The organism is Nocardia mexicana NBRC 108244, from assembly GCF_001613165.1.
Classification (GTDB): domain Bacteria; phylum Actinomycetota; class Actinomycetes; order Mycobacteriales; family Mycobacteriaceae; genus Nocardia; species Nocardia mexicana.
This window is the reverse complement of record NZ_BDBV01000011.1, coordinates 1-24,030: the sequence shown is the minus strand read 5'-3', so window position 1 is coordinate 24,030 and position 24,030 is coordinate 1. Positions and strand designations below refer to the sequence as shown.

General features: G+C 70.1%; 20 protein-coding genes. 9 read left to right on the top strand and 11 right to left on the bottom strand.

Annotated elements, in window-relative coordinates:
- Positions 1–65: 65 nt before the first annotated feature.
- Both NM1_RS04830 and NM1_RS04825 read right to left on the bottom strand, forming a co-directional pair.
- Positions 66–548 carry a PaaI family thioesterase gene (locus NM1_RS04830; RefSeq protein ID WP_211339427.1) on the bottom strand — a complete coding sequence of 161 codons (483 nt, stop codon included), beginning with the start codon at positions 546–548 and terminating at the stop codon, positions 66–68.
- Positions 549–764: 216 nt separating this feature from the next.
- On the bottom strand, positions 765–1,655 hold the full coding sequence (locus NM1_RS04825) for an oxygenase MpaB family protein (protein ID WP_169814193.1): 891 nt from the start codon (positions 1,653–1,655) through the stop codon (positions 765–767).
- Between the two features lie 76 nt (positions 1,656–1,731).
- Here NM1_RS04825 and NM1_RS04820 point away from each other — a divergent pair, with 76 nt between their 5' ends.
- The 5 genes from NM1_RS04820 to NM1_RS04800 all read left to right on the top strand — a co-directional run bounded on the left by NM1_RS04820 (position 1,732) and on the right by NM1_RS04800 (position 7,255).
- Positions 1,732–2,424 (top strand): TetR/AcrR family transcriptional regulator, encoded by a 693-nt coding sequence (locus NM1_RS04820; protein ID WP_147289027.1) that lies wholly within the window; start codon positions 1,732–1,734, stop codon positions 2,422–2,424.
- Positions 2,425–2,449: 25 nt separating this feature from the next.
- A complete protein-coding gene (locus NM1_RS04815) occupies positions 2,450–2,788 on the top strand; it encodes a YciI family protein (protein WP_068014335.1) in 339 nt (112 codons plus the stop codon).
- Positions 2,785–3,948, top strand: coding sequence for an RNA polymerase sigma factor (locus NM1_RS04810; protein WP_068014333.1), 1,164 nt, complete (start codon positions 2,785–2,787; stop codon positions 3,946–3,948). Before NM1_RS04815 ends, NM1_RS04810 begins: the two co-directional genes overlap by 4 nt.
- Positions 3,949–4,127: 179 nt before the next feature.
- Complete coding sequence (locus NM1_RS04805; protein WP_068014331.1) at positions 4,128–5,756, top strand: GMC family oxidoreductase; 1,629 nt, start codon at positions 4,128–4,130, stop codon at positions 5,754–5,756.
- Complete coding sequence (locus NM1_RS04800) at positions 5,753–7,255, top strand: aldehyde dehydrogenase family protein (protein WP_068014329.1); 1,503 nt, start codon at positions 5,753–5,755, stop codon at positions 7,253–7,255. Before NM1_RS04805 ends, NM1_RS04800 begins: the two co-directional genes overlap by 4 nt.
- A 23-nt stretch (positions 7,256–7,278) precedes the next feature.
- On the opposite strand, the gene NM1_RS40790 is transcribed toward NM1_RS04800, so the two are convergent.
- Both NM1_RS40790 and NM1_RS04790 read right to left on the bottom strand, forming a co-directional pair.
- A complete protein-coding gene (locus tag NM1_RS40790; protein ID WP_084519163.1) occupies positions 7,279–9,540 on the bottom strand; it encodes a sensor histidine kinase in 2,262 nt (753 codons plus the stop codon).
- Between the two features lie 13 nt (positions 9,541–9,553).
- Positions 9,554–10,933, bottom strand: coding sequence for a cytochrome P450 (locus NM1_RS04790; RefSeq protein WP_169814192.1), 1,380 nt, complete (start codon positions 10,931–10,933; stop codon positions 9,554–9,556).
- A 354-nt stretch (positions 10,934–11,287) separates the two neighbouring features.
- On the opposite strand from NM1_RS04790, the gene NM1_RS04785 reads away from it, so the two are divergent.
- Positions 11,288–12,742: an NHL repeat-containing protein gene (locus tag NM1_RS04785; RefSeq protein ID WP_246011441.1), complete on the top strand. Its 1,455-nt coding sequence runs from the start codon at positions 11,288–11,290 to the stop codon at positions 12,740–12,742.
- 293 nt (positions 12,743–13,035) lie between these two features.
- Here the strand turns inward: NM1_RS04785 and NM1_RS04780 are convergent, their stop codons facing one another.
- The 3 genes from NM1_RS04780 to NM1_RS04770 all read right to left on the bottom strand — a co-directional run bounded on the left by NM1_RS04780 (position 13,036) and on the right by NM1_RS04770 (position 15,863).
- Positions 13,036–13,626, bottom strand: coding sequence for an HdeD family acid-resistance protein (locus NM1_RS04780; RefSeq protein WP_068014325.1), 591 nt, complete (start codon positions 13,624–13,626; stop codon positions 13,036–13,038).
- Positions 13,627–13,712: 86 nt separating this feature from the next.
- A complete protein-coding gene (locus NM1_RS04775; RefSeq protein WP_068014324.1) occupies positions 13,713–14,744 on the bottom strand; it encodes an AraC family transcriptional regulator in 1,032 nt (343 codons plus the stop codon).
- Between the two features lie 69 nt (positions 14,745–14,813).
- On the bottom strand, positions 14,814–15,863 hold the full coding sequence (locus NM1_RS04770; RefSeq protein WP_068014340.1) for an AraC family transcriptional regulator: 1,050 nt from the start codon (positions 15,861–15,863) through the stop codon (positions 14,814–14,816).
- 249 nt (positions 15,864–16,112) lie between these two features.
- Between NM1_RS04770 and NM1_RS04765 the strand changes: the two genes are divergently transcribed.
- Together NM1_RS04765 and NM1_RS04760 are read left to right on the top strand one after the other, a co-directional pair.
- On the top strand, positions 16,113–17,411 hold the full coding sequence (locus NM1_RS04765) for an aldehyde dehydrogenase family protein (RefSeq protein WP_068014323.1): 1,299 nt from the start codon (positions 16,113–16,115) through the stop codon (positions 17,409–17,411).
- Positions 17,412–17,513: 102 nt separating this feature from the next.
- Positions 17,514–17,834: a hypothetical protein gene (locus tag NM1_RS04760; protein ID WP_068014316.1), complete on the top strand. Its 321-nt coding sequence runs from the start codon at positions 17,514–17,516 to the stop codon at positions 17,832–17,834.
- A gap of 161 nt (positions 17,835–17,995) precedes the next feature.
- On the opposite strand, the gene NM1_RS04755 is transcribed toward NM1_RS04760, so the two are convergent.
- From NM1_RS04755 to NM1_RS04740, 4 genes are read right to left on the bottom strand one after another with little or no spacing between them, the layout of a single operon-like run.
- Complete coding sequence (locus NM1_RS04755; protein WP_068014315.1) at positions 17,996–19,231, bottom strand: MFS transporter; 1,236 nt, start codon at positions 19,229–19,231, stop codon at positions 17,996–17,998.
- Positions 19,228–20,055, bottom strand: a complete 828-nt coding sequence (locus NM1_RS04750; RefSeq protein WP_068014306.1) for a fumarylacetoacetate hydrolase family protein — start codon at positions 20,053–20,055, stop codon at positions 19,228–19,230. The genes NM1_RS04755 and NM1_RS04750 overlap by 4 nt, the downstream gene beginning before the upstream one ends.
- Positions 20,056–20,059: 4 nt before the next feature.
- Positions 20,060–20,986 (bottom strand): VOC family protein, encoded by a 927-nt coding sequence (locus NM1_RS04745; protein WP_246011440.1) that lies wholly within the window; start codon positions 20,984–20,986, stop codon positions 20,060–20,062.
- Between the two features lie 19 nt (positions 20,987–21,005).
- Complete coding sequence (locus NM1_RS04740) at positions 21,006–22,568, bottom strand: bifunctional 3-(3-hydroxy-phenyl)propionate/3-hydroxycinnamic acid hydroxylase (protein ID WP_068014305.1); 1,563 nt, start codon at positions 22,566–22,568, stop codon at positions 21,006–21,008.
- A 174-nt stretch (positions 22,569–22,742) separates the two neighbouring features.
- Here NM1_RS04740 and NM1_RS04735 point away from each other — a divergent pair.
- The coding region (locus NM1_RS04735; protein ID WP_068014304.1) for an acyl-CoA dehydrogenase family protein at positions 22,743–24,030 on the top strand (1,288 nt) is incomplete at its 3' end.

The following is a 24,030-nucleotide window of genomic DNA, read 5'->3' as shown; positions in this document are numbered from 1 at the left end:
CGGGGTGCGGAAACATGCACGGGGTGCGGGAACACGCGCTGGTGCGGGAAGGGCGCGGCGGTCCGCTAGATGCCGAGGGCGGGGATGCCGCCGGGGTCGGCGCCGTGGGTGTGGAAGTGGTCGGGGGAGACGACGATGAACAGCGCTTCGGCGCGGGCGGCGCAGCGGCCGTCGAGTTCGACCTCGGCGGTGATGTGTAGTTTGCGTCCGTCGCGGCGGTCCAGGGCGGCCCGCACGGTCAGCGGGACGCCGAGCGGAACAGGTTCGGAGAACGACACATTCAGCTGCGCGGTAACCGCGGGCAGACGCAACGGAAGCAGCACGCTCCCCGCGGCCTCGTCCAGCACGGTTGCCACCGCCCCGCCGTGCGCCAGCCCCGGCGCCCCCTCATGCCTCTCGTCCAACACCAGCGCCGCAACGATCCCCGCTCCGTCGCCGACGAACTCCAGCCCCAGCCCCGCCGCGTTCCCCGGCCCACACCCCAAACAATTCCCATGATGCGGCGGCAGCGAACCCCCGCCCTCACCCATCTCCGACACCACTGTCATGAACCTTCCTGTACCCCAGCCCGCCCGGCCTTCGTCATTCCTGTCGTGCCCAGCCTTGTCATCCGGTCACGCCCAGCCTTTGTCACCCTGGCGCGCCAACCCCTTCGTCATCCCGGCATGCTCTTGGCCGGGATCCGTTGCCCAGGCCGTGGATTCCGGCCAAAGCACGCCGGAATGACTGGAGGTGGGGCCGGAATGACCGGGGCGGCGGTGGTGCTAGGCCGCATCGGCGGCGGCGCGGACGGTGGAGGTAATGCCATTTCTGCGACGCATTGCGACCGTCCGGGTGATGCCCCGGATAGGGTCGGGGAGGATGCGGTCGGTGGCTCGGACCGTGCGGAAGAACAGGCGCAGGAGGCGTTCGTCGCGGCGAGTCCAGGTGCGGCCGAACAGCTTTCGGGTCTCCGGTGGCAGGACACCGGTGTTGACCCAGGCGGCGAACGGGCCGACGACTCCCCACATCACCGGCTTCCACAGCAGATTCGGTACCCGCGCGGGGGCCGGTGGGCGGCGCATGACGTCGTAGACGTCCTGGACGGACGGGTGCCGTTCCAGCCGCTGTGCCAGGACTCGATCGAAGAATGTCTCGAAGTCGTCGAGGTCGGCGGGGGCGTCGCGCTCGCGCAGCCCGGCCAGCAGGCTCATCTGCCGCCACCCCGCGTACAACTCGGCCCGCTCGGCCCGGGTGAGCCCGTCCTCGATCCGGTCCGCGATCAGCGTCGATGCCCAGTAGCCGGTGGCCAGCACCCAGAAATAGGCCTCGGGATCCCAGGCGTGATAGCGGCGCCCGGCGTGGTCGGTCCCGCCGATCGGCTTGTGCAGCGCCCGGATGTCGCGCCCGTAGTCGGCGGTCTCGTCGCCGTAGAACGCCAAAGCCAGTGTCGCCCAATAGGACCGGTCGAAACGCCGCACCGGATCCCGGCGGTAGATCGAGTGCTGCGCCACGCCCGACCCGATCACCGGATGCGCCACCTGCAGCAGCAGCGCGGCGGGGGCGAACAGCAGCAGCCGCCAGTCCGCGGCGTAGCGGGCCGCGGGCGCGTCCGGGGCCAGTCCGCGCAGCGGCTCGGCATCGGACCGCTCGGTGTCCGGGGCGGCACTGGTCATGTCGACCTCCACATTGAGGAAACGTTTGTTTCTTGAAGGTAGGATTCGGGAAACAGACGTGTCAACATGGATGGAAGTGACGACGGCCACAATCATGGGCGAGACGACGCAGACCAGGCGGCGCTACGGCGGGGTACCGGCCGCGCAGCGCGAGGAGAACCGGCGCGAGCAACTGCTCGAGGCTGTGATCGCGGTACTGGCCCGCGAGGGCGCGGGCGGCTTGACGGTGCGCCGGGTCGCCGCCCAGGCCGGACTGTCCACCCGTTTCGTGTACGAGAGCTATGCCGACCTCGACGAATTGACCGGCGCGGCTTTCGATCTCGCCTCCGCCGAACTCGCCCGCGCCCTCGGCCGCGCGGTACAGCAGGCCGAATCCGGCCGCCGGGCCTGCATGACCGCCGTGGTCGAGGCGATCGTGGACTTCTTCCTCGCCGACCCGGCCAAGGGAAAGTTCCTGTCCACCAAGGCCTATGCCCATCCGGGCGTGGCGCGCCGCCGCCTGGCCCGCTCCGAGGACTACGTCGCCGCCTTCGCCACGGTCCTGCGAGACCAGCTGGGAGACAACGCGCCCGATGACCGCGCCGTCGAGCTGACCGCCCGATTCCTCGTCGCGGGCTTCGGCGAAACGATCACCGCCTGGATCCGCGACCCCGGCGCCTACCCCCGGGACGAATTCGTCCGCGACAACGTCGAACTCTTCCTGGGAACTCTCACCGCTGCCGAACGACTCGCTGTCCCCTCCGCCCCGCGCCGTTCGTCGGGTAGGTGACAGGAAAGTTCGACGAAGGAGAGTCATGCAGTACGCATTGCTGATCAACGAGTTGCCCGGGGTGTTCGAGGCGCTCGATCCCGCCGAGCAGGAGGCGATCTCCGCGGAGTATCTCGCGATCCGGTCGGATCCGCGGGTGGTCGGGGGAGCTCACCTCGGCCCCGCGCACACCGCGTCGACGGTGCGGGTGCAGGACGGGGACGCGCTGGTGACCGACGGCCCGTTCGCCGACACCAAGGAGGTGTTCGGCGGGTACTACCTGCTCGAGGCCGATGACCTGGACGCCGCGATCGAGATCGCGGTCAAGGTTCCGGCCGCACGGCTCGGCGGCTCCGTGGAGATCCGGCCGATCGTGAAGACGTGATCGACGAGGTCTTCCGCGCCGAGTGGGGGCGAGTGGTCGCCTCGCTGACGGGCTTCCTCGGCGATGTGGATCTCGCCGAGGAAGCCGCCCAGGACGCCTTCGTCATCGCCGCCGAGAAGTGGCCGGCCGATGGGATGCCGGACAATCCGGGCGCCTGGCTGACCACGACGGCCCGCCGCCGCGCGATCGACCGGTTGCGCCGGGACCGTGCCTTCGCGGCCAAGGCTCCGCTGCTCGGCAGCCCGGAGATCGAGGAGATCACCATGGCGCACACCGCGATTCCGGACGAGCGCCTCGAACTGATCTTCCTGTGCTGCCACCCGGCGCTCGCGATCGACGCCCAGGTCGCGCTGACTCTGCGGGCGCTGGGCGGCCTGTCCACCGAGGAGATCGCGCAGGCCTTCCTGGTCCCGCCGGGGACCATGAAGCGGCGGTTGACCAGGGCGAAAACCAAGATCAAGATGGCCGGAATTCCGTTCCGGATGCCGCCGGACCATGCGCTGCCCGAGCGGGTGGGTGCGGTGCTGAAGGTGCTCTACCTGATCTTCAACGAGGGCTACGGCGGACGGGACGAGCTGGCCGACGAGGCTATACGCCTCGGCCGGATGCTCGCCACGCTGATGCCCGATGAGCCGGAGGTCCTCGGGTTGCTGGCGCTCATGCTGTGCCACCACGCCCGGCACGCCGCCCGCCGCAGCGCGGGCGAGATCGTGCTGCTGGACCGGCAGGACCGTGCCCGCTGGGACGACGCGCTCATCGCGGAAGGTCGTGACCTGCTCGATCGTGCCATCGCCCGCGCCCGCGGCCCGTATGTCGTGCAGGCCGCGATCGCCGTCCTGCACACCGAGCCCGAGATCGACTGGGCGCAGGTGGCCGCCCTGTACCTCGAATTGAGCCGACTGACGGGTTCGCCGGTCGTGGAACTCAACCGCGCGGTCGCCGTCGCCCAGGCGGGCGAACCACAGGCGGCACTGCGCATCACCGACGGACTGGACCTCGACACCTACCCGTACTTCCACTCGACACGCGCCGAACTGCTCCGCCGCCTCGACCGCCCCGAAGAAGCGATAACCGCCTACCGTCGGGCACTCGACCTCCTGACCGCCGAGCCGGAACAACGCCTGTTGCGCAGGCGCATAGCCGAATTGGAGCAGCGCTGACGGTCCGACCGCTCGACTGAGCAGCCGAACTGCACGGCTCGCCGCAGCCCGTACGCGGCGTTCGGACGTCGAAACGCGGTACAGCCACCGGCCACTACGCATTCGAGCGAATTGAACGAATTCCCCGATCCATAGCGTGACAATGGGGTGCGCATTCGCCGTCAGCATGGGAGGTCGCGATGTCCGACCGGGAGTCGTTCGATTACATCGTCGTAGGGGCCGGGAGCGCGGGATGCGTGCTGGCCCACCGGCTTACCGAGGATCCGTCCGTCTCGGTGCTGCTGCTGGAGGCGGGCCCGGCCGACGATGCGGACGAGATCCACATACCGGCGGCGTGGGGCACCCTGTTGCGCACCCGCTGGGACTGGCGGTACGAGACGACGCCGCAGAAGTTTCTGGGCGGCAGGCGCTCCTACTGGCCGCGGATGAAGGGCTTCGGCGGCTGCTCGTCGATGAACGCGATGATCTACATCCGCGGCAATCCGGCCGACTACGACGGCTGGCGGCGCGACTTCGGCGCGGTCGGTTGGAGTTTCGACGAGGTGCTGCCGTATTTCGTGAAATCCGAGACCAATACGGGCCTGCGCTCGTCGTATCACGGCACCGACGGGCCGCTGCACGTCGAAAACCGCCGCTACACACACGAACTCACCTTCGCCTGGATCGAGGCCGCCGCCGCGGCGGGCCTCCCGCACACCGACGACTTCAACGGCGCCACCCAGGACGGCGTCGGCAACTACCAGGTGACCCACCGCAACGGCCGCCGCTGGTCGACCGCGGACGGCTACCTGCGCCCGGCTCTGGAGCGCCCGAATCTCACGGTGCGCACCGAGGCCCTGACCACCCGCGTGCTGCTCGACGGCACCCGCGCGACCGGAGTCGCCTACCAGCGCGACGGTCGCGAGCACACCGCCTACGCCGACGCCGAGGTGCTGCTGTCCGGCGGCACGGTCAATTCGCCTCAGCTGCTGCTGCTTTCGGGGATCGGCCCGGCCGCGCACCTGCGCGAGATCGGCATCGACGTGGTCGCGGATCTGCCGGGCGTGGGGGAGAACCTGCACGACCATCCGGTGACACCGCTGCTGTGGCGCACCCGCGGCACGACGGATCTCGGCCAGTACGAGAACCCGCTGCGGCTCGGGCAGTGGCAGGCGTTCGGACGCGGCCCGCTGACGTCGAATATCGGCGAGGGCGGCGGCTTCACCCGCACCCGAGCCGATATCCCCGCGCCCGACATGCAGTACCACGTCGCGCCGACGGCGTTCTACGACAACGGTTTTCACGAGACCACGGCCCCGATGTTCACCGCCGGACCGACGCTGGTCGAGGTGCACAGCCGCGGCCGGTTGCGGTTGCGCTCCGCCGACCCGCGCTGGCAACCGGACATCGATCCGGCCTACTTCTCCGACCCCCGGGACCTGGAGGTGCAACTGGCCGGAGTGCGGCAGCTGATCGAGATCGCGAACCAGCCGCAGCTGGCGAAATACCTCGACCGGCCCTATCTTCCGGAGTCCGCCGACACCCTCGGCGAGGACGAACTGCGCGCACATGTCGAACGCTGGTCGCAGACGCTGTTCCACCCGGTCGGCACCTGCGCGATGGGCGCCGACGACATGTCCGTGGTCGACCCGCAGCTGCGCGTGCACGGCGTGGAGAACCTGCGGGTGGTCGACGCCTCGATCATGCCGCGCATCGTGCGCGGCAACACCAACGCCCCCACCGTCATGATCGGCGAGAAGGCCGCCGACCTGATTCGCGGCCGCGACCGGTCGGCGACCGTCCCCGCGGCGAAGGAGAGCAGCCGATGACCACAACCAGCGAAACCGCCACTGCCGCCGCCACATTCGAGGTACGCAACCCGGGCACGGGCGACGTCGTCGGCACCTACCCGGTGCAGACCGAGTCGGATGCCGCGGCCGCCGTCGAGCGCGCGCGGACCGCGTTCGAATGGTGGTCCGGGCTCGGCTACGCCGCCCGCGCCGAGCGCCTGGCCCGTTTCGCGGGCGTGCTGACCCGCCGCACGAACCAGCTGGCCGCGGTCGTCCACGACGAGACCGGCAAGCCGCACTCCGACGGCGCCCTGGAGGTCGGGCTGTCGCTCGGGCACCTCGCCTGGGCGGGCAAGAACGCGCGGAAGGTGCTGGGCCGCAAGCGCGCCGGAGTCGGGCTGCTGACCTTCAACCAGGCGGCGTCGGTCGAGTACAAGCCGCTGGGCGTCGTCGGGGTGATCGGCCCGTGGAACTATCCGGTGTTCACCCCGCTCGGGTCGATCGTCTACGCCCTGGCCGCCGGGAATGCGGTGGTGTTCAAGCCGAGCGAATTCAGCCCCGGCGTCGGCCGATGGCTGGTGGACATGTTCGGCGAGGTGGTGCCGGAACATCCTGTGCTGCAACTGCTCACCGGTGACGGCAGCACCGGCGCCGCACTGTGCCGGTCCGGCGTCGACAAGATCGCGTTCACCGGATCCACCGCCACCGCCAAGCGAGTGATGGCGGTATGCGCCGAATCGCTCACCCCGATGGTCGCCGAATGCGGCGGCAAGGACGTCCTTCTCGTCGACGAGGACGCCGACGTGGACGCCGCGGTCGGCGCCGCGCTGTGGGCGGGCATGGCCAATGCGGGGCAGTCGTGCATCGGCACCGAGCGCGTCTACGTGCACGGGCACGTCTACGACGAGTTCCTGGAAAAGCTGGTGGCGCAGGCGAAAGTGGTGCGCGCCGGAACAGATTCGGGCGCCCGGATCGGCCCGATCACGATGCCGAAGCAGGTGGACGTTATCCGCCGCCACATCCAGGACGCCGTCGCCCGGGGCGGCCGCGCCCTCACCGGCGGCGCCGACGAGATCTCCGGACAGCTCGTGCAGCCCACCGTGCTGGTGGACGTGCCCGAGGACGCACCGGCCGTCACCGACGAAACCTTCGGTCCCACACTGACAGTGGCGAAGGTGGCCGATATGGACGAGGCGATCGAGCGCGCGAACGCCGGCCGCTACGGCCTGTCGGCGGCGGTCTACTCGAAATCCCGGGGGCGGGAGCTGGCCGACCGGCTGCGCACCGGAATGGTCGGCGTGAACGCGGTATTCAACTTTCCGCAGATCCCGTCGCTGCCGTTCGGCGGGGTCGCGGACTCCGGCTTCGGGCGCATCCACGGCCCGGACGGCCTGCGCGAGTTCACCTTCGCGCACGCCATGGCCCGTCAGCGCTTCGCCCCGCTGATGGCCCTGACCACCTTCGACCGCACCGCCGAGACCGACACCAAGGTCGCCAAGGTCATGACGATGCTCTACGGCCGCCGCCACTGGGACTGAGCGGGGCAGGACCGCGGCTTCGCTCACCCCTGCTCGACCAGGGTGCGGGCGATGCCGTCGTGGTCGATCTCGATGCGGCGCATCTCCGACGGCCCGTCGACGAGGATCGTGGCCAGCACGTGGCGGCCGGGCGGCAGGATGCGCACGGTGATCGACCCGGCATTGGCCTTGTCCAACTGCTGCGCGGCGGCGTCGACGACGGTCGACACCAGCCCGTCGGTGGCCTCGGCCAGGCCGCCGTCGTCGAGCAGCAGCACCTCCACGCCCCGTCCGCGAGCGCCGCGGGTGGCGGCGGCCAGGGTGGCCGTGGTCAGCGCGGGAGCGCGCAGGCTGTCGCGGAGTTCGGCCTCCAGTAGCCGGGATTCGTGGCGCTCGGTGCCGGTGAGGTCGTCGCCGGTGGCGATTCGCTCCAGCATCGGCCGCGCGCGGTCGTCGAGCCGTTCCAACTGCCGGGCGCGCTCCTCACCCTGCGCCCGGATGGTGGCCTGGGCCGCGGCCCGGGCGGCGGACTCGTCGGCGATCCGCCGCAGCGCCTGCAGGTTCGAGCTGGCGATCGATGCCATCAGCGTTCCGCTCGCCACGATGACGATGGGCGTCATCGACAGCGAGATCCCGCGTGCGCCCAGGCCGATGCCGACCACCGCGACGAGCGTCGTCATGCCGATTCCCGCGACGGCGTACCCGCTGCGCCCACGGACGGCGAGGAAGCACAGCACCACGGAGGTCGCGTAGATCGTCCAGACGAACTGGTGCACCGAGCCCGCCTCGACGCGGTGGTAGGCCAGGGCCGTGGCCAGCGGTCCGACGGCGGCGACCACCAGCGCGACGGGCCATGGGAACGGGTCGGTATCGATGGCGATGGTCACCACCGCGGCGATCGCGATCACCACGTAGGCCACGAGAATGCCGATCTGGTGGCCCGGAACGCTGCGCAGATTCGATACCGCCATGGAGGCGACGGTGGCCAGCACGACGGCCGTCACGAACGCGCCCTGCCGTCCGCGCAGGCCGAGCAGGCCGCGCAGGTCCCAGCGCTGCGGCGCGATCGAATGACGCACCGGTGCGGGCTCGGCATCCGGCGCCCGCCCGTCGGTGCTCGGGTGCACCCACACCAGGGTGACCGTCGTCCCCTGGCCCGGCGCGGAGTCGACGAACGCCGCCCCGCCGGGCAGGTCCGCCATCCGGGCGAGAATGCTGCGCCGCACGCCGAGCCGATGCGCGGGGACCGCGTCCGCGTCGAAACCGGCTCCGTCGTCGCGCATTTCGATCCGCAGCGCCCCGGTGCCGACCGTGACGGTGACATCGCGGTGCACCCGCCGACCGGTGCCGCCGCCGTGGCGCAGGCTGTTGCGGACCGCCTCCGCCAGCGCCGCGGCGATGGTGTCGCCGACATCGGCGGGCACCTGCAGCCGGGCGAACCCGGACAGCCGCTTCGAGCGAAATGCGATGCCGGGGTTGATCGCCGACACCGTCGCGCGCAACATGCCGATCGCGCCGAAGGCGTCGAAGTTGGCGCGCTCCTCGCTGCGCCGGAATTCGTCGAACTGGCGCAACGTCTTTCGGGACTGGCGGCCCAGGACCGTCGAGTCCCGGCCGCGGGAGGCGTCGAGCAGGGTGGACATCACATCGTCGTGGATGATCGCGGCAAAACGGGCCCGCTCACGGCTTTTCGCGTCCGCCGCCGCCACCTGCGCCGCATCCTGCTCCGCCCGCCGGGACTGGTCGTCCAGGGTGGCGGCCGCCCGCACGACCGTGATCAGACCCCAGGTGAGCAGGCCCGCGATGCCGAAGTTCCGGGAGAAATCCAGTATGAACGCCAGCCACCCGGCCCCGCCCTGCACCAGTCCGTTGATCAGCGCGCCTCCCGCGACGGACAGCACCGCTGTGGTCGCCGCCACCCGCGGCCGCCAGACCAGTGCCCCCGCCGCGGCGCCCAGCGCGACCGTGCGCAACAGCCAGAACGGGTCGTCCTGGAGGTCGGGATGGCGAATGGCCCACGGCGCCAACGCGATCGCCGCCAGCAGGGCCAGCGATACCGCACCGCACAGGCTCCGGATGGTGCGCAGCGACGCCGAGAATGCGAGCACCACCAGCACCAGGCAGGTCCCGAACACGGTGGCCACCACCAGCGGTGTCCACCACGCCGCCATGAGCCGCGCCTGCTGCCAGGCCTCCCGGCCCACCGCGAGCCCGAGCAGCACGCCGATCGCGCCGATGAGCAGCGCCGCCGAACGAGTCAGCCGCGCCGCCACGGGTCCGGTCTGCGCACCGGTGGCAGCGGTCACGGCGACGTCCGGGTCACACGCATGCGGTCGAATCGCCCACCGGTGCGTCGTCGCGAGCCTCGTACACCGCCTGCACGCGGCCCTTCGGGCGCAGGTTGGTCTGCAGATGCGGCCGCACGGCATCGCTGTCGTCGATGGTCAGCGTGCCGGAGCTCAGCAGCATCGCGGTGAAGATCTGGCCCTCCAGCAGCGCGAGCGAGGAACCCACGCAGACGTGCCGACCCGCGCCCCAGGGCAGGTAGGCGAATCGCGGCAGCTTCCGGTCGGGCGCGAAACGGTCCGGGTCGAACTCCAGCGGCCGCGGGAACAGGTCGGGGGAGCGGTGCATCACGTACGGCGCGACGAATACGACCGTGCCGCGCCGCACCCGGTACCCACCGATGCTGGTGTCGCGCACCGCCTGTCGCAGGAAGGCCGGGGCCGGTGAGTACAGCCGCAGGGTCTCCTTGAACACCTGCAGGCAGTACTGCAGTTTCGGCAGGTCCTCGACGGTGGGCGGGCGGCCGCCGAGCACGAGATCGACCTCCGCGCGCGCCCGCGCCGCGACCTCCGGATTCCGCGCGAGCGCGAACGCGGTCCAGAACTGTGCGTCGGAGGAGGTTTCGATCCCGGAGGCCCACAGATTGATAGCCTCGTCTACGACCTGCTCGAAGTCCATCTCGCCGTCGTCGTCGGCGGCCTTCGCCAGGCCCTGCAGCAGGTCGTCGGTGGTCTCGGCGCCGCTGCGGCGGGCCTGCACCAGCTCGCCGACGCGCCCGCGCAGGTAGGCGATATCGCGCAGGAATACGCGGTTGCGCCGGGTCGGAATGTTCAGCGGCGCCACGATCGGCCGGGTCAGCAGCCGGATCTCCCAGTCGAAGACGCGGGTGATGGCGGCGAGGGTCTCCTCGTCGTCGGCGAGGGATTCACCGGCGAACAGATTGCCCATGATGTCGTGCGTGAGCCGCTGCATCGCCTCCAGCGCGTCGAATCGCCCGGCCAGCGCCCAGCGGTCCAGGTGCGCCCGCACCTGGGCGGCGATGGCGTCGACGTATCCGGCCGTCTGCCGCGGCGTGAACAGCGGGCCGATCAGGCTCCGCTGGCGGTGGTGCAGTTCGCCCTCGGAGATGACCAGGCCGTTGCGCAGCGCGGGCCACAGGCCGAGCACCATGGCGCGGGCGCGGCCGAAATCGTCCGAGTTGCCGACCAGTACCTCGTGTATCTCGTCCGGCCCGGCCACCAGCACGGCCCGCGTGGGCCCGAGCCGGAATTCGCTGATCGGCCCGCACTCGCCGGTGAGGCGCTGCATCACCGCCAGCGGGTCGCGCATCATCGGCACGGCCTCGCCCAGCGGCGCGAAACGCCTGCTGCGCGGTGGTGAAATCGTCCCCGCAACGCTGCCTCGGTCCAGCATCGACAATCCTCCCGTGTTGTCGGTGTGCACACCGCATCCAACCCCGTACGTCTTGCCGGTCGAGTGATCGCGTGCCTTCGGCGCGAGCGCGAATAGACCGGCAGGCATGCGCGTGCTATTCGTCAGCCCCCGAGCGTGATCACCGACCAGTGTGACGGCAGGCTCGGACCCTGCGAAGCCCCGATATGTCGGGGCGTAACGCGGGCGGGTCCGGGCGCAATGTTCTCTTGGGAGGCACCGGCATTGCAGCGGCACGGGCCGAATTCGGCCTTTCGACGGTACCAGCCACGACGTAGCACCGCAGCGATTCGACCGGGGTCATGGGATGACCGGATGCGTATTAGTCTGCCCGCTATGCGGTTACCCGGATTCGATCGTGCTGTGCTGCGGGTGGCCGCGGTTGTGCTGGCCGGAGGGCTGGCGTGCCTGCCCGCCACCGCGGGCGCCGAGGGCCTCGGTCCGCAGGCGCCCGCGCATCCGTGGCTCGGCCCCGCCGGGACGGCGACCATGCACGGCGACGCCGAGGCCTCGGACACCACGCCGAACCCGGGCCCGGGAATCGGTGCGGTGCGTGCTCGATTCGTCGCGCTGGGTGCCGCCTGCCCGACGATTCTGATCGGCGCCGACGGGCTGCCGCAGGCGCTGTGCACCGATATCGCCACCCGGGCGCCGGTGGTGTACCTGCTGGATCCGGCGTCCGGCGATCCGCTGGCGTCGCTGCCCCTCCCGGCGGGCAGCCTGCTCGGCGGCGTGTACGGATATATCGACGCCGCAGGGGATTTCGTGGCCGCCACGGGCGGGGACGCGATCACCTGGATCGGTCACGAGCGCGACGGTGACGGCCGCTGGCGGCTGCTGCCCCGCCGCACGGTCTCGGTGGCGGAGGCGGTGACGCGGCCGTGCGGGGCACCGGGCTGCGATGCGCTCGAATCGCTGGTGCCCGATCGCGACGGCCGCATCTGGTTCGTGACCGACCACGGCCGGGCCGGATTCGTCGATCCGGAATCCGGTGCGGTGCAGTCGATTCCGCTCGGCGCCGGTGAGGGGGTCGCCAACAGCATCGCGGCCGCCCCGGAAGGCGTTGCGGTAGCCGGCGACCACGCCCTCTATTTGCTGCGGGCGGACGCGACCGGAGTGCCGCGGATCGCGTGGCGCCGCGACTACGACCGCGGGCCCGCCCGCAAGCCCGGCCAGCTGAGCTGGGGGACCGGCGCGACCCCGACCTTCTTCGGTCCGCGCACCGGATCGGACTACGTGACGATCACCGACAACGCCGTGCCCGAGGAGCATCTGCTGGTGTTCGACGCCGGCACGGGCCGCGAGGTGTGCTCGATTCCGGTGCTGCCCGGGGCGAGCGGGACCGAGAACTCTCCGATCGGCGCGGGCAACAGCGTCTTCGTCGCCGGCACCTACGGCTATCCCTATCCCGCGGGCACCTCCGGTCCCAGCGACCCGCCGTCGGCCGGATTCCGCGGCGGCATGACCCGCGTCGATATCGATCCGGCCGGAACGGGATGTTCGATCGCGTGGACGAATCCCGTTGCGTCAGCGGCCGTTCCGCGCCTGTCCACCGCCGACGGCAACATCTACACCGTCGCCCGCCAGGCGGCGCTGCCCGAGGGCCACACAACGCCGGTAGATCCATTCGACTACACCGTGATCGACGCAGCCACCGGCACCACCCGAGCCCACCAGCGGATAGGCGCCACGCTCGCCACCGACACCCTCCAAATGGTCGGCTCCATCGCCCGCGACGGCACCCAATACCAGGGCACCACCACCGGCCTGTTCCGAATCACCAAGCAGTAGGAACCCGCCCCGTCCTCGCCCTCAATATTTCCGGACGCCCTCGTTCTTTCCCGACGCCCGTCCTCGCCTCCTTCATCGCGCGGTGGGCGTCCTGCCCTTCTCCATTTTCCCGGCGTGCTTTGGCCGGGATCCGCACAGCCTGACTGGATTCCGGCCAAAAGCACGCCGGAAATGAAGGGGGAGCATGGCGGAAGTGGTGGGGGCGGGCGGAAATAGTTCAGCCCCGGACGAATGCATCCGGGGCTGAACCGTTTTCGGGGACAGGTCTGGGCCGTGCATGGAACCCGTCGAACTCAGAGCTCGCTGGGTGTGTGCTTGGCCGCGCCGCGCACCTGGAACGCGTAGATGACCTCCATGACGCCCATGAAGATCAGCCACCAGCCCGCCACCAGGGTCAGCGTCACGATCGAGCTGATCGGCCACACCACCAGCACGATGCCGCCGATCAGCAGCACGATGCCGTAGAAGATCGACCAGCCGCGGCCGGGCATGCCCGACGGCGATTCGGCACCGGCGACCAGCACCGCGATCCCGCGGAACAGCCAGCTGATCCCGATCCACAGCGCCAGCAGCACGATCGCGTCGCCGATGTGCCGGAAGCTGAAGAACGCCAGGATGAACGACAGGACGCCGCTGATGACCGACAGCACCCGCCAGCCGGTGCTGACGTGTGCGCCGAACGCCGCCACCAACTGCAGGATGCCGGAGACCAACAGGTAGATGCCGAACAGGATGCCGGCGACCAGGAGAGTCGGTCCGGGCCAGACCAGAACCATGATGCCGATGACGACCGACAGAATGCCGATGACCACCATGGACTGCCACGCGCCGCGGGCCAGCTGATGCAGCGGCCCTTCGAAAGCTCCTTTATTGCTGGTTGTCATCTGGGCAGGATAAGTCCAGATGAGCGAATAGCGTCCTATTAGCTGGTATCGAACTAGTCACGTCTGGCCCGACGCGTGTGCGGCCGCTATACCCGCGCGATGGCACGCCCGCGGTGGGTGCGCGCGAAATGCCCGGGTGGCTGACCCTTCCAGGAGCGGAATGCCGAGGTGAACGCCGAAACGCTGGAGTAGCCGAGCCGGTCGGCCACGTTCTCCACCGTGAGCCCGGCGACCAGTAGCTCCTCGGCGAGCATGCCGATCGTCTCGTTGGACAGCTCGCGGAATGTGGTGCCCTCCTCGGCGAGTCGCCGACGCAGGGTGCGCACGCTGACGTCGAGGTCGGCGGCGATGCGGGACTGATCGGTGACGCCGCCGTGGCGGATCAGCAGTTCGCGCACGCGGCCGCTGACGCCGCCCCGGCTGAGCCGCCGCTGCATGATGTCGGCGCACTGCTGTTCGTAGAAGCGGGCGGTCGCGGTGTTCGCCTGCGGTAGCGGCAGATCCAGCGCGGTGCCGTGCCAGGCGATGACCGATTGCGGGGCCCCGAAGGTGATCTTGTCGACTCCCAGCATCGCCGCGAACATCTCGTAGACCGGATGCGGGTCGACGGTCACCTCCACCCGCAGCGTGGGGACCCGCGTCGGAACCAGGTCCTGCTGGATCGTGGCGATCGCCGAGAAGTCACGCTCCAGCGTGAACCGGCGCAGCGCCGGGGGAACGGCGTGATCGTCGCGCACCAGCCAGACCTCGTTGCCCCGATCGATCAGGGCGTGGCGCGCGACGGTGAACCACAGGTCGGCATAGCGCACGCCGATCTCCGCCGCGTGGCGCAGCGTCGGGCTGCTCATCACGGCGAAGCCGAGTACGCCGAACGACGGTGGGTGGCACAGCAGTCCGGCCATCAGGCCCAGGCCCGGTTCGTCGTGGATGCCCTCGACGACGTTGTGCAGCATCGTGAGTTCCTGGGCGAGGGTGATCTCGCTGAGCGGGTCCTGCAGTTGCTGTTCGCGAATTCCGGTGGCCCGCAGAATATCCGGCATGGTCAGACCGCGCGTGACCGCGTAGTCCGCCAGCAGCGCCACACCGTTGATCGACCGCACCTGCGCAGGCTCGTCCACCTAGGCATCGTCGCAGAGATTTGCGCGCCGTTGGCCCAAATCCGCCGATCGGTACGATAAACGTATTTCCTACATCCGCACCGAGACCCGGCCCCGGTGCGCGCGGGCGAAGTGTCCGGGCGACTGGCCCTTCCAGGAGCGGAACGCGGCGGCGAACGCGGAGACGCTCGAATAGCCCAGCCGCTCGGCCACATTCTCCACCGTCAGCCCCGCGACCAGCAGTTCCTCGGCGAGCATGCCGACGGTCTCGCTGGACAGTTCGCGAAAGGTGGTGCCCTCCTCGGCAAGTCGGCGGCGCAGTGTGCGCACGCTCAGGTCGAGATCGGCGGCAATACGAGACTGGTCGGTCACTCCACCGCGGCGGATCAGCAGATCGCGCACGCGGCCGCTGATGCCCACCCGGTTGCGGCGGCGTTGCAGCAATTCCGCGCACTGCCGCTCGTAGAATCGTGCGGTGGCCGGATTCGCCTGCGGCATGGGCAGTTCCAGCGTGCTGGCGTGGCCGACCAGTACCGACCGTTCGGCACCGAATCGAACATCGTCGACACCGAGGATCGCGCCGAACATCTCGTAGATCGGATGGGCGTCCCCGGCCACCTCCACGCGCACGATCGGCAACCGCATGGGCAGCACGTCCTGCTGGATGGTCCAGATCGCGGCGACGTCGCGCTCCAGCGCGAAGCGGCGGATCTCGGCGGGGACGCAGCGGTCGTGGCGGATCAGCCAGACCTCCCGGTCGTGGTCGCGCATCTCGTGCTGGGCGACGGTGAACGACAGGTCGGCATAGCGCAGCGCGGTCTCGGCGGCCGCGCGCAGGGTCGGGCAGCTCATGGCCGCGAACCCCAGTACGCCCAGGCTCGGCGGATGACACAGCAGCCCGGCCATCAGGCCCATGCCGGGCTCGTCGTCCAGAGCCTCGACAATGTTGCGCATCAACGCGAATTCCTGCCCGAGGGTGATCTCGGCGACCGGATCGCGCAGCTGAGGTTCTTGAATTCCGGTGTGCCGCAGGATATCCGGAGCCTCGAGCGACCGCCCCCGCGCGTACTCCACCAGTAGTGCCGCGCCCGTGGTCGAGCGCAGCTGCGCCGACCGCTCCGCCGCCCTGGCATCGTCCACCACGGAATGGTCGCAGGGTTCGGGCCGGTCGCGGGCCGGTACTCGTCGGTAAGTTTGCTGGGAGCGGCCGATATTCGCCGATTTCTGGCCCATTGCGCGCTGGTTGCAGAGTTGCATTAGCCATACGGTTTCTCACATGCCGCACCGCGACCGGCGCAACCCTCCCACCCGGTCATTCGTCCCATTGTTTCGTGCGCCGAGCGGTCGCGGAGCGATCTTGCCGCATCCACCTTGCCCGGAGTGAACCGAATGCTGTCCACACATCCGAATACCACCGGCAACACCTGGATCACCGTGACCGCCCCGGGCGACGGCCGGGCGCTGGGCACCCTGCCGACGCACACCCCCGACCGGGTCGGCGCCGTCGCCACCTCCCTGCGGCACGCGCAAACCGGTTGGCGCGCAATGGGTGTCGTCGGCAGGGTGCAGTGGTTGACGCGGTTCCGGGAATGGCTGTCCGGCAACGAGCTCACGCTGGTCGAACTGCTGGCGTCGGAAACCGGAAAGTCGGTTGCCGCGGCTTTGCGGGAATTCCGTCTGGGCGTCGACGCGGTGGACTACCATCGCACCCATGGTGCCGATTTTCTCGGGGCACCGTCGCCGCGTAGGCGCGAGCTCCCGAGCGTGGCATTGCAGCTGGCGATCACCTACCGCCCCTGCGCGGTGGTCGGCGTCCTGCCGCCCTGGACCTACCCCCTCGCGTCGACGCTGTTCGACGCCGTGCCGGCGCTGATGGCCGGTTCCGCGGTACTCGTGAAGCCCCCGGCGGTGACGCCGCTGACCGTGCGCGCCGTGGTCACCGGCTGGGCGCAGATCGGCGCGCCGCCGGTGCTGGACTTCGTGGCCGGTCACCAGGCCGGTCCCGCCGTCGTCGACACCGTGGACTACGTGCACTTCACCGGCTCGCCGGAGGTGGGCAAGGTGGTGGCGCTGCGCGCCGCGGCGCGGCTCGTCCCGTGCCGCCTGGACCTGGGCGGGAAGTCGTCGGCGATCGTGCTGGACGATGCCGACCCCGGGGCGGCGGCCGCCGGTATCGCGCTGGGCGGGCTCGCCGAATCCGGGCAGAGCTGCCGCAGCATCGAGCGGGTGTTCGTCCAGGACTCCGGGTACGACGCGTTCGTCGACCGGCTGGTCGCCGAGGTGGCCGCGTTCGGCGCCGCGGATCCCGACGACGTCCGCGTCGCACCCATCACCTCGGCCGCGCACGTGAACCACCTGCGCGACCAGATCGACGACGCGCTGGCCAAGGGCGCGACGCTGCGCATCGGCGGCACGGCGGACGGGCAGGTGTTCGAGCCGACGGTGCTCGCCGACGCCGACCCGGCGATGAGCGTGCTGACCCAGCAGACCCTCGGCCCGATCCTGCCGGTCGTCCGGGTCGCCGATGCCGAGGCGGCCCTGACACTGGCCAACGACCCGTGCGGTCCGTGCGCGAGCGTATGGACCGCCGATGACGCGGCCGGGCGGTACATCGCCGGTCGGCTGCTGGCGGAACAGGTGGGACGCAACGACGTCTCGGTACACCTGGCACCGCCGGGGTATGCGTAATGCCCACTGCATCAAGGTAATTCGAAACTACGAGAGAGTTATGAACACCTGTTGCGAATATGTGTCCGTTCCAGTCACTTCCGGCCCGGGGGAGGTGAAGTGATGGGCGGCTGGCAGGTTTTCGCGGCGACGATGGTGATGGTCGGCGCGATGATGGCCATCGTGATGAGCGTGCGCCCCCAGCGCTTCCCCACCGGGCGTACCTCGGTCGCGGAGATCCGCCAGCGCCTGCTGGCCGAGTCGGTGCCACCGGCGATGCCGGTGGCGGCGGCGCTGTCGCACGGCGCCCCGGAACACCGGCTCGAGGTGCCCGAGGCGCACCGCACCATGCAGCAGCACCTCGACTGCACGGTCTCCGACTGCCCCCGCAAGTCGGCGGCCTACCGGGTGCTGGTGGCGGCCGGTCGGATCAAGCCGCGCTGACCGCCGCTGCCGCTACCCCTCGATGCGGCAGCGCCGGTAGCGCGCCCTCGCGACCGCCGCGGCGTGCGGTCGCGAGTGGGACGGGCCGCCCCCTTCCCGGCCCGTCCCACATACACGTTCCGCCGTGGCCGACGGGACCGGTCCCGCCGTCCGCGGCGGCCTCACCCCGCGACCCGGGTCCGGGCGGGCCGAACCGCATTGGCCCGCTGACCGGCGCGTGCCAGGGCGGCCAGCACGACCGCCGCGCACACCGAGGTCAGGATGAAGGTCTGGAAGACCTGCAGCGGCCCGGTCGCCGACAGCACCCAGCCACCCAGGCTGGGCGCCGCCACGGCCCCGAGCCGGCCGACGCCGTTGGACCAGCCCAGCGCGCTGCCGCGCAGCCGGGCCGGATAGGTGTCGGCGACCGCCGCGTTGATGAGGTTCAGGGTGGAGTGGGCCGCCGCGCCGACGACGGCGATCACGGCCAGCAGGGCGAGCCGGTCCGACAGCCCCGCCGCGCAGCCCGCGATCCCGGCGGCGGCCACGAGCGCGCTGACGCCGGCCACCGGGCGCGCGCCCCACCGGTCCGCGGCGATCGCGAGCGCGAACGAGCCGACGACCGCGCCGGTATTGAGCGTCATCGAGAACTGCAGCGCGGAGGTCATCGGGTAGTCCAGCTCGCGCATCAGCGTCGTCATCCAGGTGTTCAGCCCGTACCAGGTGAGCAATTCGGCGAACGCCGCGACCGCGAACAGCAGCGTCAGCGCGCGGCGGTCCGGGGTGAACAGCTCCCGGATCCGGCTCGCGGCGGCGGTGCGGGCGAACTCCCCGGATTCGGGCAGCAGCACCAGCGCGATGGCCAACACGAGCCCGGAACCGATCGCACCGATCCAGCACAGCGGGCGCCACCCGTGCTCGGACAGCAGCGCCAGCCCGGCGAGCGCGGAAGTTATTCCGCCGATGGGGATTCCGGCCATGAGGGTGGTGACCGTCAGGCCGGTGCGGCCCGGCGGGGTGTACTCCTTGGCCAGCGCCAGGGCGACCGCGGCGGCGGCACCCATGCCGATCCCGGCCAGCAGCCGGAACGCGCCCAGCTGCCATGCGGAGTCCGCGAGCGCGCAGGCCGCGGTCCAGACCGCGAACCAGGCGACGGCGACCAGCAGCGGGCGCCGCCGCCCGAAGCGGTCGGCCAGGCGGCCCCCGGCCAGCGCCCCGGCGGTCATCCCGACATAGACCATGCTGCCGACCGTTCCCGCGGTGGATTTGGTCATCCCCCAACCGGGTTCATCGAGCAGCGCGGGCAGCATGGCGCCGTACATGATCAGGTCGTAGCCCTCGGCGATGACGACCAGGGTGCACAGGCCGACGACGGCGACGGCGGGAATGCGCGGGCGGACGGCGCCGGGCACGGTCACGGCTTCTCTCCGCGCACTCGGTTGACAAGCCTTCCGACACCGTCGATTTCGACGCTCACCTCGTCGCCGTCTCGCAGGAACAGCTGCGGCTCGCGCCGGTAGCCCACCCCGCCCGGCGTTCCGGTGAGGATGACGTCGCCCGGCAGCACCGTGGTGAACTCCGAGACCGTGGCGATCAGGGTGGGAACGTCGAAGATCAGTTTCGACAGGTCCGAGGATTGCACGGTCTCGCCGCGCACGACGGTCCGGATCCCGGCCCGGGAGATGTCGACCTCGTCCGGCCGCACCAGATAGGGCCCGATCGGCGTGGAGCTGTCCCACGCCTTGCCCTGTAGCCACTGATGGGTCCGGTACTGGTAGTCGCGCATGGTGACATCGTTGGCGACCGCGTAGCCCAGCACGTGGTCCGCGGCCCGCTCCCGGGCAATTCGCCGACCGGCGCGCCCGATGATCACCGCCAGTTCGCCCTCGTAGTCGACCTGGCCGGATTCGGGCGGCACGATGATGTCGTCGCGCGGGCCGGTGAGGCTGGAGGCGAACTTGGTGAACATGACCGGATAGGTGGGCAGCTCCCGCTTCGTCTCGCCCACGTGGGCGTGGTAGTTCAACCCCACGCAGATGATCTTGTCCGGATTCGGCACGACGGGCAGCAGCCGCACCCGCGCGATCGGCACCGCCCCGAAGGGAAGTTCCGTTGTGCCGGAGAGGGTTTCGATGTCGGTATCGCGTCCGAGCTCGGTGAGTCCGGCCAGCGGAACCAGCCGATCGCCGTCCACGCGGCCGACGCCGCGTCTTCCGTCGTATTCGTAGGTTGCCAGCGCCATGGTGTCAGTTCCCTTCCGATGTCCTGCGCCAGCTCGGCAGCTGCCCGCCCCACAGATTCACGCTGCGCGGCACCGGATCCCACTGCCGCGGGCCGTAGGTGACGCGGTCGTCGTGGAACTTCTCCATCTCCGCGGACAGCTCGACGTGGTTGGCCGCGGGATCGTCGAAGAAGACGAACAGGTTGTTGCCCGGACCGTGGCGGCCCGGCCCCCACACCACATCCACCCCCTCCTCGGTGAGGCGGTCGCACCAGGCCTTGAAGTCCTCCCACGCGGCGAGATCGTAGGAGTAGTGGTCCAGGCCGGTGCCGCCGGTGGCGACGATCGCGAGGGTGTGGTGGTCGCGATTGCTGCGCAGCCAGACGAACCGGCCGTCGGACAGCTGATCCGAGACGCGGAAACCGACCGCACCGCAATAGAATTCCACCATTCGCGACACGTCCGTGGTGGCCAGCGTCAGGTGCTGATATCGGATCGGGCGGCGGCCGGTGGCGGCGCTGTGCTCGCCGGGGCGGCGCACCGGTCCGTGGAAGTGCACGGTATTGCCGTCCGGATCCTTCGCGGCCAGACCCTGCGGGGCGCGGGACGATTCGCCGAGGTACGCCTCGTCGAGGTCCTCGACGGCGATTCCGGCCTCCCGCAGCCGCTCGTCCAGCCGATCCAGTCCACCGGGCTCGGCCACCTCGAACCCGAAATGATCCAGCGCCGGATCGCCCGGCAGCAGATCCAGCACGTGGTGGCCCCGGCCCCAGCCGAGACGCATTCCGCCACCGGGTAATTCGGCGTGCGGTGCCAGGCCCAGGACGCGACCGTAGAACTCGGTCGCCGCGGTCACGCCGGGAACTCGCAGGCCGAGATGGGATACCGCGGTGCGGCGCAGCGCCCCGGCGTGCTGTGGCTCGGACGGTAGCAGTCGGTTCGGCGCTGGCACGGTGTCGTTCACTTCCTTCTCAGGCGGGGACCGGGTCGGCGGCGCACAACGCCGTGGCCGGATCCGGCGCGTGTCCCGGCGGCCACGCGGCGGCGACGAAACGGTCCGGGCGCAGCAGCACGCTGTGCCCGCGGTAGGGGGCCAGGTCGGTGGCCAGCCGACCGTCGAGGTCGACGATCGAGCCGATTCCCGCTGCGGGCGTGGGCATCCGGTCGTCGAGGGGGACGTGCAGCACGGTCGGATCGAACCGCCGCACGCGCCTCGCGGCCTCCGCGAGCGCCGCCGCGTCGACCCCGACACCCAGCAATGCCCAACCGGGACCGAGGATTTCGTCGAGCAGCCGCATCCGGCCGGTGGCGGCGTCGAACACCACCGGCTGTCCGATCGCGACGCCGACCGGCGCCGCCCCGGCCGCGATCAGGCCCGCCGTGTACACCTGCGCGGGCCGGTACCGCATGCCCTCGAAGAAGTCCCGGCCGCGCGATGTCGCCATGGCCCGACGCAGGTAGGCGTCGCGGCGACCCGCCAGCCGCGTGTCGGTCGTCATCACCACCCGTCGCATCCGCTCCGACAGCGCGACGGTGGCCAGCGCGTGCGGTTTGCGCTCGCTCTCATAGGAATCCAGCGCGGCGTCGGTCAGCCTGCCCGCCAGCACGTCGGCGATCTTCCAGGCCAGATTGGCCGCGTCCCGGATGCCCGAGTTGAGGCCCTGCCCCGCGAACGGCGGCATCATGTGCGCGGCGTCGCCCAGCAGGAACGCCCGCCCGGCACGCCACCGGTCGGCGACCAGGCCGTGGAAACGGTAGGTCACCACCCGCTCCACCTGGTCGTCGGTGATGTCGCGATACGGTGCGAGCAATCGGCGCAACAGCTCCGGCGCGGGGACCTCCGCCTCGCCGGGATGCAGCAGGAATTCGTAGCGGCACCGCCCGCCGCGGCCGGGGATGATCACGTGCGGGCGCAGCGGATCGGCATGGTGCATCCCGTACCGCTGGTCGTGCGTATCGCCGAGCACGTCGGCGACCAGCCACACCTCCGGATAGCTGCGGCCGCTCATCGCGATGCCGAGCCGCTCGCGCACCGCCGACCGCCCGCCGTCGCAGCCGAGCACATAGCGCGCCCGCAGTTGTCCGGAGGCACAGCGGATCCGCACTCCGTCGCCGTCGGAATCCAGGTCGGTCACCTCGGCGCCCATGCGCAGTCCCGCCCGGGGATGCTGCCGGAGATGGTGTGCCAGTTCACGTTCCAGATCGGGCTGCGCGAACGGGTTCTTGAACGGGTAGCCGAACCGGCGCGGCTGCTCGGCTCGCGCCTGGAACAGCGTCCGCCCCTGGCTGTCGAAATAGCGAGTGCCGGTGCCGGGCACCATGATTCGCAACAGCCGCTCCGCCAGCCCCGCCCACTGGTACACCCGCAGCGCCTCGTCGTCGATGCTGATCGCCTTGGGTTCGTCGCTGGTCTCGGTATTGCGCTCGAGCACCTGCACCCGGACCCCGCGCGCCGCGAGCAGCGCCGCCGCGGTCATGCCGACCGGCCCCGCGCCGACGACCACGACATCGGTCTCGATCTCCCCACCCCGCACTCGAACACTCCTTCCGAGGGACCGCTCGAGTGCACTGTAATCGATGTCTCGTATGGGCGGATTCTCGTCCTGATAAGTAGGACATCACCGGCCTTGCTGCGATGGCGCGCGGAAATGCTACATTTGTGAATGAATTGCCGGTGACGGTGCCGGCGGCCGACCGAGGAGCCGAAGGTGTCCAGCCTGTTCAACCCCAAGACCTGCGAGTTCGCCGAGTTCGATGCCGAGACCCGACGCATCCTGCGGGCCACGGTCGACTTCTTCGAATCCCACGGCAAGGCGTGGCTGAAGCAGCAGGATCGCGACCGGGTCTGGTATGCGGAGTTCCTGGACTTCTGCAAGCGGGAGCGGGTGTTCGCGACGTTCCTCACCCCGGCATCGGAGGCGGCGGGCGATCCGAACAAGCGCTGGGACACCGCGCGGATCGCGATGATGAGCAAGGTGCTGGGCTTCTATGGAATGTCGTACTGGTACGTGTGGCAGGTGACCATCCTGGGCCTCGGCCCGATCTGGCAGAGCGACAATGCCGAGGCGCGCGGTCGCGCTGCGGCACTGCTGGATTCGGGCGAGATCTTCGCCTTCGGGCTGTCGGAACAGGAGCACGGCGCCGACATCTACTCCACCGATATGGTGCTGACGCCCACGCGGGCAGGCGCGTTCGAGGCCTCCGGCGGCAAGTACTACATCGGCAACGGCAATCTGGCCGGGATGGTGTCGGTATTCGGTCGCCGCGCCGACAAACCGATCATCGACAGCGCGGACTTCGACCGCAAGATGGACGACAGCGAGTTCGACGGCTACCTGTTCTTCGCTGCCCACAGCCAGCACAAGAACTACAAGCTCCGCAAGAACGTCGTCGACTCGCAGATGTACGTCGCCGCCTTCGATCTCGAGGGCTATCCGGTCGCGGCGAAGGACATCCTGCACACCGGCCGCGCCGCCTTCGACGCCGCGATGAACACGGTCAATGTCGGCAAGTTCAACCTGGGCTTCGGCGCGATCGGCTCGTGTGAGCACATCTTCCACGAGGCGATCAACCACGCCGAGAATCGAGTCCTGTTCGGGCACAAGGTAACCGAGTTCCCGCAGGTACGCGGCCTGGTCGCCGATTCCTACGCGCGGCTGATCGCGATGAAGCTCTACAGCGAGCGCGCCATCGACTACATGCGCTCGGCGCACGAAAACGACCGGCGCTATCTGCTTTTCAACGCCATCGAGAAGATGACCGTCACCCGGCAGGGGCTGCGGATCATCGAGAGCCTGTCGGATGTCGTGGCCGCGCGCGGCTTCGAGAACGACATGTACTTCCCGATGGCGATGATCGGGCTGTTCGGCCTGCCGCGGCTGGAGGGCACCGTGCACGTGAACATGGCGCTGTCGCTGAAGTTCATGGCCAACTACATGTTCCACCCGGCCGACGCCGGGCTGGCGGCGCTGCGCTACCTGCCCGGTGCCGGTGCGG